At 43.6% G+C, this 12,639-nt stretch carries 9 protein-coding genes; all 9 read right to left on the bottom strand.

All coding sequences use genetic code 11. From position 1 onward, the window contains the following. Positions 1–41: 41 nt before the first annotated feature. The 9 genes from ACKX14_RS10475 to ACKX14_RS10515 all read right to left on the bottom strand — a co-directional run bounded on the left by ACKX14_RS10475 (position 42) and on the right by ACKX14_RS10515 (position 12,485). The gene (locus ACKX14_RS10475; RefSeq protein WP_422447360.1) at positions 42–1,706 is read right to left on the bottom strand and encodes an OPT/YSL family transporter; all 1,665 of its coding nucleotides are present in this window, start codon (positions 1,704–1,706) and stop codon (positions 42–44) included. 173 nt (positions 1,707–1,879) lie between these two features. Beyond that, positions 1,880–2,944 (bottom strand): aminopeptidase, encoded by a 1,065-nt coding sequence (locus tag ACKX14_RS10480; protein ID WP_422447362.1) that lies wholly within the window; start codon positions 2,942–2,944, stop codon positions 1,880–1,882. Between the two features lie 127 nt (positions 2,945–3,071). Next, a complete protein-coding gene (locus ACKX14_RS10485) occupies positions 3,072–4,136 on the bottom strand; it encodes an aminopeptidase (RefSeq protein WP_422447364.1) in 1,065 nt (354 codons plus the stop codon). Positions 4,137–4,202: 66 nt separating this feature from the next. Beyond that, the gene (pepV, locus tag ACKX14_RS10490; protein ID WP_422447366.1) at positions 4,203–5,600 is read right to left on the bottom strand and encodes a dipeptidase PepV; all 1,398 of its coding nucleotides are present in this window, start codon (positions 5,598–5,600) and stop codon (positions 4,203–4,205) included. A 186-nt stretch (positions 5,601–5,786) separates the two neighbouring features. Continuing rightward, positions 5,787–7,439, bottom strand: coding sequence for a PucR family transcriptional regulator (locus tag ACKX14_RS10495; RefSeq protein WP_422447368.1), 1,653 nt, complete (start codon positions 7,437–7,439; stop codon positions 5,787–5,789). Between the two features lie 81 nt (positions 7,440–7,520). Beyond that, a complete protein-coding gene (locus ACKX14_RS10500) occupies positions 7,521–9,146 on the bottom strand; it encodes a putative manganese-dependent inorganic diphosphatase (protein ID WP_422447370.1) in 1,626 nt (541 codons plus the stop codon). A 25-nt stretch (positions 9,147–9,171) separates the two neighbouring features. Next, a complete protein-coding gene (locus ACKX14_RS10505) occupies positions 9,172–10,605 on the bottom strand; it encodes an RtcB family protein (RefSeq protein WP_422447372.1) in 1,434 nt (477 codons plus the stop codon). A 313-nt stretch (positions 10,606–10,918) separates the two neighbouring features. Further along, positions 10,919–12,022 carry a sodium ion-translocating decarboxylase subunit beta gene (locus tag ACKX14_RS10510; protein WP_422447374.1) on the bottom strand — a complete coding sequence of 368 codons (1,104 nt, stop codon included), beginning with the start codon at positions 12,020–12,022 and terminating at the stop codon, positions 10,919–10,921. A gap of 259 nt (positions 12,023–12,281) precedes the next feature. Next, positions 12,282–12,485, bottom strand: a complete 204-nt coding sequence (locus ACKX14_RS10515) for a hypothetical protein (protein WP_422447376.1) — start codon at positions 12,483–12,485, stop codon at positions 12,282–12,284. Positions 12,486–12,639 lie beyond the last annotated feature (154 nt).

The following is a 12,639-nucleotide window of genomic DNA, read 5'->3' on the forward strand; positions in this document are numbered from 1 at the left end:
GAAAACCGATTTCTTAAATCGGTTTTCCCTGAAATAAACATTTATTTTTTCTTTACCAACAGACCCATAGTACTGGTAAAGAAACTGTATAAAGTCGAACCTGCTATAAATCCTGCAGCAGAAATATAGATAGGTGTTTGAGCCTTTTTACCGTAAGTTTTTTCAATTATTACTCTTATTATTATCGCGGCAACAACCGCAAAGCCCGCTCTAGGATTGAGTATCAGCAGGCCGGTGGCAAACAAAATACCAATTTGCCTCTCCGCACCTCCGATATATTGTATAATTGCCCCTACGATTCCCCACAAAATCAGGTACTTCCATATCCAGGGTTGTGCTCCGGCGTTAATGGTGGCGGCGAAAACCCTGTCAACGGGAGGAAACAAATTCTGAGAAAAATATTTTTGATAGCTCATAGCAACCATTATTATGGCTACTGCCGCTCCCAACAATTCAGCGACGTACTGCTGACTTCTACCAAACAATTCAAATTTCGCGTCCTTCGCCCTGCCTCTCAACAGCCATCCTGTCTTTAAATCATAACCCATATCGGCAAAAGCCGGACCTGTACAAGCAGTATATCCTACAAGAAGTCCCAAAGCCAGTGGAGGGAATTTCATCAGCATGCCCAACACGAGAAAAATTAGTGCTGTAGCAAAACCGGGAAACCATCCGGCATGCATCGCTGAAATACCCACCATAAGTTCCGAAACTAGTGCAGCAATTGCAGCATACAAAATCCACCAGATTAACATAGGAAGGCTCATTTTAGAGTAAATGCCGCCACTAGCAGCCAGAATGATACCGCCAATGATATAAAGGATAAAACCGTTTCTAAGTGAATTAATAATATCCTGGGGGTTTCTGGTTGTTTTATATATTTTATCTTCCTTTTCCTCTAATTTTTGTCTGGTGAGCCTTTTCCCTTTAATTATTAAAGTTATCTGTATCAAAGCAACAATTCCCGCCCCAATCATAATTCCATGCGGAATATATAAGTTGTTTATATCTATCCCAAATAGTACCGGTGAGTATGCTCTTATCAACAGACCGACGCCAAACATAAGCAAGGCCCATATATTTCCTATCCATGCTACACCAACAACATCCATAGGAATTTTTAATGATTGACCTATTGCACCTATTATGCCAGCACCTACTAGAATCAAAGCTCTTTTACCACCTTCTGCGGCGGCCAGTATGGTTTCGCTGGTGGCTATACCCGGAGGCCAGGCTTCATGAGCAGGAAATGCCGGAGTATCGAATAACCAGTACATCATTGTAATATCCACAAGCATTCCTATAGCTGCACCTATGAACATGGGGATTACAATATCCATTTTGTTAAGAAGCCAAATGGTTCCCATGGCAAGAAGCAGTGCATTACCTGCTCCAAAAGTGGCAGCTGAAATGGATGTTTCAACCAAATTTTGTCTGTGAATGTTTTTGAAGCCTGCAAAATGCTCACCCGGGATTAGGCCGACCAGGACAGCTATTAAGGCACCAATAATTGATGTGTTTGCTGTTATGCCCAGCCTTACAATTAGTTCCAAACCTATTATTGCTCCTAGAATAGATGTCAACAATATTATAATTAATGTTCCGGGTTCCAGTGTTCTGGGATGAGGCATTTTTAAATATTTCTCAATTATTGGATCATTTTCTCCGATTTCTGAGGAAAGATTCTGTTTTTCTGGTAAATCCATAATTTTAACCTCCTTTTTAATATTTTTTTGGAACATTTGTGATACTATTACAAATAGCTTTTTTCTCTAGTTCACCTCCTAAAATTTTTTTATAATTTAGTGTGCAAGCATCCTCCACTTGTGGGAATACTTGCACACTCAAATTTTTTTAAATTAGCTTCATATTTATTTATCTAATACCCGCTGACTCCCATTTCTTTACACAACTTTACAAGCTCTGGATGAACATATTTGCCTTCTTTTTCTATAATTTCTCCATCAAAAATTATCGTTGGATTTAACACAATTCCGTCGGTGTGAGAAGCGCTCTTCCATGTCTTGCCTTTTATCTGAGGCCCCTGGCTTCCCAGACCCATTTCAATGCACCCAAATACCCTTTCATCTTCGACTATCCTGCCGGTGGGTTTTGTTACTCCCGGATTAAATCCAAGGGAATAATGGGCCAGCCAGTACATGGTAGGATCGTTAAAGCTTGCGAGCCACCTTTCAAATATTTTCGCTTCTGTCCCCCCCTCGATCTTCTTCACCACTCCGTTTTCAAGAGTAAGCTCTACTGGTGAATGCAACAGACCTATTTCAGCAGGGGGCCACAAAGCGCCGTCGAATACCAGCTTGCCGTTGATGGTCTCTTCAACCGGACACCAGGATACCTGTCCGCCAAGCATTATGGGTTCGCCTTTGGTATCTGCCAGCTTACCCGACTGTCTTACTTTTCTTCCTCTGTTGTAAGCTTTTAAATTTGTTCCCGCGGGGCTTTGAATAATCACCTCATCAGCATTCTCGGCCAATTGCCGCAACTTTTCACCCAGCTCTAGCATTTTAGAATAATTAACCCTGCCGATAGTATTCACCATCATTAAAGCATCCATTCCGGTCAGGCAGATATAACGACAGCCTTCATCTAAAGCGCGTCTCCAGGCCTGGGTATGAAGTATATATGCGTACGAAAACTCTATCCACACATCCGCATTTTTTACTGCTCCCGCAACTGCCCTGGGAGGTTCTACTACAGCGGTAGGCCTTGTATCATACCATACTACTGTAGGTATAGCTCCCGCCGCGTACGCTGCCTTGGCCACTTCTTCTATAACTCGCCTATCTGAAGAAGTATCTCCTGTAATTACTACCTCTTCACCCTCTTTTACCAGCATTATGTCTTCCACTAATTTTCTTGCACTTTTTGCAAGTTCTAAGGATAAAAATTCACCTCTTGTTTCAATGCCTATGTTTAATTCCATAAAGATTACCTTCCTTTCATACATTAGTAAGATAAAATCTGACTTTAAAAATACATTCAGTATATTAATCGTCGCACTAAACCTATAACATTTTAATTATGTTAAGAAAGAACATTCTGAGATTGCCTCAATACCCCGGCACATTCAATTTTTTGCATATCTCCCTTGCTTCCGGCAGTTGATATACGCCGTTTTCTTCAAAAACCTTGCCGTCTAAAATAATTGTGGGTTTCAACAAGATGCCGTCGGTGTGCGAAGCGGCGGACCAGCATTCGCCCATGATTGACGCTCCCTGGCTGCCGATGCCGAATTCTATGCAGCCGAATACCCTCTCGTCTTCCACAATCCTGCCGGTGGGTCTTGTCACACCGGGATTGAAGCCCAGTGAATAGTGTGCAAGCCTGTACATGTTCGGGTCATTCAGCGATTTCAGCCAGTTTTCAAAGATCTTCGCTTCTACATCTCCGTCTATGCTCACCACCCGGCCTTCTTTTAATTCCAGTTTGACCGGATTCTTGAGTAACCCCAGCTCCAGCGGCGGCCATAATGCTCCATCAAAGACCAGTGTCCCGTTAATGGTGCTCTCTACCGGACACCAGCTTATCTGGCCGCCCAGCATAATGGGATAGCCCTTCTGAGTAGCCTTCTGCCCTGAATGGCGCACCCTCCTTCCACGATTATAGGCTGTCAGATAAGTACCGTTATCGCTTTTAACTATTATTTCATCCGCAGACTGGACCGTCTCCTTAAACAATTCTCCCAGTTCTATAAGCAGGTCGTAGTCTACCTTTGTAATCGTCTTCACCAGCATTTCAACATCCATGCCGGTAAGACAAATATACCTGCACCCGTTTTCCAGAGATTTTTTCCAGGATGGTGAATGCATGATATAAGAATAAGTGTATTCTATCCAGACATCCGCTTTCACAACCGCTCCTCCCACAGGAGCAGGCGGCTCAATACAGGCATTAGGCGCCGTGGGATAATATATGACCGTTGGCATCGCCCCTATGCTGTAAACTGCGTTGGCCGTAGCTTCCACCACCCTTCGATCGGAGGAGGTATCGGCCGTGATAACTACATTCTCTCCTTCTTTTACCAGCATTACGTCTTTCACCAGTTTTAGAGCACCTTTCGCGAGTTCGAAACTCAAATATTCTTTTGAAGGTTCTATCCCGATGTTCAACTCCACAGTGAATCATCCTTTCTTCAGAAATAATCAGTTTTTCAACAGAAAGTCTTAAAATTAACCAGATTTTTATTTTATTAACTCATATACCGCTTGAGCGTAAATTTTGGCTATTTTCCTCAGGTCTTCAAGGGCAATATACTCATCCTTCTGATGGGCCAGTTCTTTTTGGCCGGGGAAAACCGGACCGAAGGAAACGGTATTTTTCACATACCTGCAGTATGTTCCCCCTCCTATTGACAGGAGTTTCGGTTCGTCACCGGTCATCTCTCTATACACGACCCGCAGTTTTTTTATAAAATCGGCATCCGGGTCAACGTACAGCGGCAATTTATGCTGGTTTATCAAAAATTCCGCTCCCAAATCGCCTGCAATTTTTTTTAGCTTCTCAATTATTTCATTTCCATCAATCGTTACGGGATACCTTACGTCAAATTTAAGTTTCCCCAGTTTTTCGTCAAAATCCACTACGCCCACATTTATCGTCAAAGCCCCGGAAACGTCGTCACTACATGATATTCCGAGAGTTTTTCCATCTGACTCCATTTTCAACTTGTCAGCTACCGCTTCAATAAAAGCTTTTGCCTTTGGACAGCCAAAATCAATTCCTGCCAAAAAATTCAACAGTATTTGAACGGCGTTTTCCCCGTCCTCCGGATAACTGGCATGGGCTGAAATACCCTTCGCTTTTATAATGACGCCTTCCGGCGATTTCTCCATTTTTATCTTGCCTGCAAGCCCCCGTTCTTCAATTTTTGATTCTATTTCCCTGCTATCCGCATCTTCTATTACAGCTTCCGCACAGTCGGGCACCACATTCACACGGCTCCCGCCACGTATTCTTTTCAGATGCGCCCCGGATTTTGGTGCTTTGCCGAAGTTTTTCGTCAGTTCAAAGCGCAAAATCCCTTTTTCCGCATATATAATGGGGAACTCAGCATCCGGAGAAAAACCGCATACAGGCGGTTCTTCTTTTTCGAGATAGTGCTTTATGCACCTTGCACCGGTCTCCTCGTCGGTTCCTATGATAAGCCGCACCCTCCTTGAAACCGGCAGCCGGGAATCTTCTATCGCTTTTAAAGCATACAAAACGGCGATAGTCGGGCCTTTATCATCTACAGAGCCCCGCCCATACAGCTTACCTTCTTTAATCTGCCCGCCGAAAGGGTCCACCGACCAGCCGGTCCCCGCCGGGACTACATCTATATGGCCTAAAATTCCCACCATCTCATGACCGTTACCTATCTCAACATATCCTGCATACCCGTCCACATTTTTGGTTTTTAATCCCATCTCCTCCCCTTTTTTTAATATCCATCTCAGGGCTTCATCTATTTTCGGCCCGAAGGGAAATCTTTCATCCGACTTATCTTCATCCAAAATGCTTGGAATCTTTATGAATTCTTGAAGATTCTTTACCATCTCATCAAAATACTCATCCATTTTTATATTTAGAATGCCCTCCACGATATCGCTCCTTTAGCCTTGTATTTGATTTAAAACTTTTTGTAATATTGCTACCGCACTTTTGTTTATAATTTTAGCACAATATAATATGTTTAACCTATTGCATTAATTATAAAAAAATAGCTTCTTTATTGTTCAAAATGACCAATAAAGAAGCTAAACATTTAGAATATTAAAATAAGTTTTTTACAGTAAGTTCGCTATTTTCAAACCGATCTCGAGCCTCAGCCTGGTGGAGGGGTCATTCAGGTCACAATCGAGTATCTCCTTGATCTTGTTCAACCTGTAATTTAAGGTATTCCGGTGTATAAAAAGTTTTTCGGCGGCCAGATTATGTTTGCCCATGCAATCAAGATAAACTCTCAGGGTGTTTAAAAGATTTTCTTCCCTGTTTTTTAAATCGTATTCAATAAGTCTGAGAAGTCTTTTATCGCAGAATTTTTTCAGGTTTTCGCTTCTATTACAACTTAAAATAAAATCGTATACCCAGACATCTTTGTAAAATATTATATTGCCAGTGTTATTTTTTACCAGATCCATTAATTCCAGGGATCTCTTAGCCTCTCTGTACCCCTGCGATATGTTTGTCACATCATCATGGAAATCGCTTATACCAAATCTTATTTCTTTTATACCGCTTAAATTGCCTGAAATAACCTTGCATAGGGTGTTAATCTTATCATATCGTCCTATTGTGCCGCCGCCGGAGAAACTGCAGACTATGATTATATCTTCTCCTTTTCTCAATGTCACATGACCGTTTAGATTTGACGCCAGTATACTTTCCAGACCCTTAAAGTCTTCTTCCTCGACTTTCAAAGCATTCTCGTAATTCATATGGATAACTATAACGGCAATATTCCCTTTAAGACTCACGCCATAATATTTCAGCCTGCTCTTTATCTGCGAGGCATCCTTTATATTTCCCGCAAGGATATTTTCAAAAAACTCCCTTTTCGCTTTTCCTTCGGCCTGCTTTACCGCCTGCTTTTTCATGATTTCAAGGGCGGCAATAGTTGCAGCCTGTTCGGCGGCAATTAAGTCAAAATCTCCCAATCGGGAGTTGTTTTCAACTAAAGTGATATACCCGTAAACTTCATTTTTAATAATAATGGGCGCTATCACTCTGGCAAAACAATTGGGCCTGCTTTTTATATTTACTCTTACTGGCTTCTTATAAGTCTTAATCTTATTTAAAATTCCTTTCTTATCCAGTTCCTCAACCGCGTCAAGGGGAAGCCTGCCGGCTTTTATAATTTCCTGGCTCAACTCATCTCCGGTTCCGCGGTAATTTGAACACGACAATAGATTAAAACTTTCATCTTCTATGAAAACAGCGCAATCTAAAAGATATGAAAGGCCTCCGGCAATGGCGTCCAGACCTCCGCCGTGCAGCACCACTTTCATGAGTTCATCGTGGATTTCCTGGGAGCGCTTGATTATGCTCGCTTCTTTGTTCAGGATTTCAAGCAGGATTGGATTTACTATATCATGCCAGGAAACGTAGATGGGTAGTTCGATAAGGGGAAAGCTTTTTTCATCAGCGGCTTTTATCATGTGGAGCGGAATGGTATTTATAAAACGGCCGGGTTTTATGGCAAGGGCCGCGCAATTCTTCTCGACCAGATCGTAGATAAAAGTTTTTTCCATTTCAGGGTTATTCACAAAAACGTAGGCGGCTGTAAGCAGCAGTTCATTGCCCCTGATCCATTTGGCCGCATCGGGCACATCCATGGTTAGAACAAAATTCACTATCCTATCTAGGCCTTTTTCGCCCGCCACAACCTTCGCGTTTTTTAACTCTCCTATCTGAAGGGCCTCTCGCACCGTTATTCCCATTTCTCCCCACCCCGCTATATAATTACACCTTAGAACATCAATGACTAACGACGCGCTTGGGCTGTTGCATCCAGCTCTATCTTAAATTGAATTTATGGCAGCTATAATCCTCGGGATAACCTGCTTTTTCCTGGAAACCACATAAGGCAGGTAGAAGCTGTTGCCTCCAATATCCACATCAAAAGCCCTGCGGATTAATTCTCTGTGGTTCCCCACATATAAAAATTCGGAACCCTCGTTAATTATATCCGTCAGCATCAGCAGCAGGAGGTCGTATTCCCTGTCAGTCCTCAGCTTTTCCATAAATTCCACAAGGCGGCTTTTAAGATGGTCGGGGCTGCTGTTAAAAATATTCACCTGACTTATGCCGATTTTATATTCTCCGATTTTGAACTCCTTAAAATCGGTAAAAAATATTTCCTCTTCGGTTTTTCCCTGAAGAGAAGTTCCGGCCTCAAACATGGCCCTGGCGAATTTCTCAATTTCTATGCCCGCTATACCTGCAAGTTTTCTCGCCGCTCTTATATCTTCACCGGTGCAGGTAGGCGATTTGAAAACAAGGGTATCCGACAATATGGCCGCGCACATGAGGCCTGCTATTTTTTTTGAAGGGATCATTTTCTTCTCTTCAAAAAGGTTAAAGATAATCGTAGCCGTGCAACCCACGGGCCGGTTTATAAACACGATGGGCTGGCCGGTTTCCACGCAGCCTATCCTGTGGTGGTCGATGATTTCCAGGATATTTGCCTGTTCTATTCCTTCTACAGACTGAGATTTTTCATTGTGGTCCACCAGTATCACATTTTTCCTGGCATAATCCAGTATATGGCGCCTTGCCAGCATACCCACGGGTCGTTTCCGGCCGTCCAGAATGGGAAAGTTCCTGTACCTGTATTTGAGCATGGTTTCCGTCACATCGTCTATCGTATCTTCCAGGCCGAAGGTTACTAAATCCTCGGTTTTCATAATGTAGTGTATGGGTATGCTTTGATTTATCAATTTAACGGTATCAAAAGTGTCGTAGGGCACTTTTATGACTGTCACGCCGTTTGCCCGTGCCATCTCCAGCACATCGCCCGGCACTTCATGGCCCCCGGTGACTATCAGGACTTTTATTCCGTTTTGCACAGCCAGCAGTTGAACATCCTTCCTGTTGCCCACAATCAATAAATCGCCTTTTTTTATGCGGTCCAGGACATCCCTTACATTCATGGCGGCCACTATAATATTTCCGCTGAACACCTCATCTTTCAAAACAAGCGCTTCGCCTTTCAGGGTTTTTACAATGTTTTTTACAGGTACCGCATATCCGGACAATCCTGACGAAGATTTTAAGTAAACCTTTGCAATGTCGCCCAGCGTGGCAAGGCCGAGAAATTTTCCGTCGTCATCCACGATGTTAATCGTCCTTGCGTTATGCTGTATTACAATATCCCATGCCTCATACATGGAAGCCTCTTTTTTCACATTGACGGGTTTGTCAAAAGATATGTCGGACACCTGGGTGTAAACATTTTCGATCAATCGGGGCGCCGGGACATTAAAATAATTCAGGACAAATTGGGTTTCCCTGTTGACCGCCCCCAGTCTCACGGGAATGTAATTATGGTCTTTTTCAGTGAAATGCTTGAAATCACTGTAGCAAATAGCAGAACATATCGAATCGGTGTCGGGATTTCTATGTCCGATTACATATATGTCGCTCATAATTTCACCTCTTTCTAAACTCGTCTTATGCTTCTTCACCCTCTCCCTTTAAAACCGCCAGAGGTTTCAACTTTACTACTGGCTTTGTAAGCCCGGCTTCCACCAAAGTGAAAACCACTTCATCTATGTCTTTATAAGCCATCGGCGCTTCGTCCAGGATCGCACCTAAATTCTTTGATGCTACGACCACGTTCTTCAGCTGTTCCAGAAGCTCCTCCTTCGTAAATTCAAGCCTTGCCTTCTTGCGGGACATAACCCTTCCCGCCCCGTGGTTGACAGAACAGAAGGTCCTTTCAATTTCCGGAGTTCCAAGGACCACATAAGATGCCGTGCCCATGCTCCCCGGGATAATGGCGGGGTGGCCGGTCTCCCGGTAGCACGGCGGATTGGCTTTATGGCCCTCCGGCAGGGCCCGTGTGGCACCTTTCCGGTGCACCAGCAGCCATTTTTTTCCGTACTTTTCTTTTTTAGCGATATTATGAGCCACATCGTAAAGGAGGTCCAGGCCGAGGTCGGTTTCTGGCTTTTTCAGCACTTCCACAAAAGCCTCACGGACGAAATGGGTGATGAGCTGTCTGTTGGAAAAGGCATAATTGGCCGCACAGGCCATGGCTTTTAAGTAATTCTGGCCGTCCTCCGAAAAAATCGGCGCGCATGCAAGCCCTTTTACGGGTGCCCTGGTGCCGTTTCTTTCAGCGTGCTCCCACATGATGCGGGAAAAGTCGGTGCATATCTGGTGGCCGAAGCCGCGACTGCCGGTGTGTATTAAAACATAAAGGCGCTCGGGATAAAGACCGAATTTCCGGGCCACTTCCTCGTCAAACAGCCCGCTCACTTTGCCTATCTCAATAAAATGATTGCCGCCTCCTATGGTCGCCAGCTGGTCCGCCCGCTCCCGGGCCGCGGCAGGTATGCAGGAAGCATCGGCACCCCCTATACATCCCCCATCCTCAATTCTTTCCATATCCTCCTTCCGCCCAAAGCCCATCTTTATAAAATGACCCGCCCCCTCTGAAGCTATTGCCTCCAAAGGCGGTTTCCTCAGGGACTTTAACACACTGGACCTCCCCACACCGGAAGGCACCTTCCGTGAAATAGCGTCCAGGATTTTTGACAATTTATTTTTATCCAGTTCACCGGCTAAAATCTTTGTGGTAAGGAGTCTCACCCCGCAATTTATGTCCATTCCCACAGCTCCGGCGGACACCACACCATCTTCGTAATCGGTGGCCATCACGCCCCCTATGGGAAGGCCGTAGCCGGAGTGGATATCCGGCATACCGATGACGGGGCTTACGACTCCGGGCAGAAGGGATGCGTTGTACAGCTGTTCGATGGATTCATCTTCTACAAAACCTTCAAAAAGCCGCAGGCTTAAATAAACGTGTATCTCAACCCGGCTTTTTTTATTTATAAACATATAACAATTTGTCGAAATTTGTTTGAGCTGCTCTTTCATATTTGTCCTCCACCGGCGGCCGTTTCGTTTCTCAAGATATTTATAAAGATTTTAGCATAACCTGAATGAATTTGCCAGTTGTCTGTTAGCGTTTAAAAAAAAAACAGGGGTCTATTTGCAGGTCCCCTGTCATTTAAAAATTCCATTAGCTATAAAACGAAACTTAACGCCTTTAATTTGTCGCAGGAAAAGCATATATTATGAATTTAATAAGCATAAAGAAAATCGATGTGGCCAAAAATATCCCCGCCATCCCTATACCCATTAATCTCAGTGTCTCAACAAATATGTTCAAATCCATCACACCCCTTTTTTATTTTACAAGTGTCAAGATTAGCCCTCCTGCTATAATGGAACCCAGTTGCCCCGCTACATTGGCACCTACAGCCTGCATTAGTATGAAGTTCGACGCATCTTCCTTTTGAGCCATTTTCTGGACAACCCTGGCAGACATGGGAAATGCCGATATCCCGGCCGCCCCAATCATCGGGTTGATCTTATTTTTTAGGAATAGATTTAAAACCTTAGCAAAAATCACACCGCCTGCTGTGTCGAATATAAAGGCCACAAGACCCATTACTATTATCAATAGTGTGGCGGGATTTAAAAACTGTTCAGCCGTCATTGTTGAACCTATGGTTATTCCAAGAAGCAGAGTGACAAGATTGGCCAGTTCGTTCTGGGCGGCTTTAGAGAGCCTGTCCAAAACGCCGGAAACACGGATTAAATTTCCGAACATCAGAGAGCCCACAAGAGCCACACTTATAGGTGCCAGAACCCCTGCAACCACAGTCACAACTATGGGAAAAAGAATCAGCACTGTTTTCGAGATTTTTATGTCAAAATTGGGCTTCATATGTATTCTTCTCTCTGCAGGGGTGGTTAGAAGTCTGATTACCGGCGGCTGTATAATGGGGACGAGAGACATATACGAATAGGCCGCTACCGAAATGGGGGCCAGCAGGTGTCTTGCAAATCTGGTGGCTACATAAATTGAAGTGGGGCCGTCCGCCGCACCTATAATTCCTATGGACGCCGCCTCTTTAAGGTTAAAGCCAAATAAGACCGCCATAGCCATGGTAAAAAATATTCCAAACTGGGCCGCTGCCCCGAAAAAAAGCATTAAAGGTTGCTGCAGAAGAGGAGTAAAGTCAATCATCGCCCCCACGGCGATAAATATTAATACGGGAAATAGTTCCGTCAGAATTCCCGCTTTAAACAGCAAGTCCAAAAATCCTCCATCGCTAATCGCCGAAGAATAAGGTATGTTTGCCAGAATTGCTCCAAAACCAATCGGCAGCAGAAGCATCGGCTCGTATTCTTTTTTTATGGCAAGATAAATCAGGCCTCCTCCGATTAAAAACATTATTACCTGATAAATGCTGAGAGCTTTAATGCCATACAACAGTTGGTCCATTTTCTGCCTCCTCTATTTATTATCATTGTATACATTGTACAGCTTGGCTCATGTCTGAGCAAATGTTAATAAAATCGGTTAATGTGTATAGTTGCCGTTTTTCTTTAAATTTCATCATCATGTGAAGGGTTAAGAAACAATATTATAAACAAACACAAAATTTTATCAGGTTTTAGTCGTGGTGTATATTTTAAAAATACAAACCGGGGAAACCTTTTAATAACCCCGGTTCACATTTTTTAATTTTTATTTATTTATTTTAATATAGCGGACCTCCCGAATCCATGTGGCCGCCCATCATCATTTCCCTTATCATCCGCATCTCTTCCCTTTCCCGCGCCATCATCATCCTCAACATTCTCCTCATATGTTCGCCGGGAGCATATCGCATCATCTCATCCAAAAGGGCCAGTTCCTGCTCATCTATACGAAGAATTCGATTGAGACCGTCCATCCAGTCCATTTTTATCCCTCCCTTTACATGTGATGTAATGTCAAACTAAGACCTTAAATTTACATGCTTGCTACCTTAAAACTATTGAAACTAAAAGTTTTTCGGAAAAAAGGAGGATTCCCTCCCCTTGGTGTCGTAGGTAGTAGTTGCCAAAAACAATCAC

It is taken from the genome of Thermorhabdus hydrogeniformans (genome assembly GCF_049310025.1).
Classification (GTDB): domain Bacteria; phylum Bacillota; class Thermosediminibacteria; order Thermosediminibacterales; family Tepidanaerobacteraceae; genus JBJYKD01.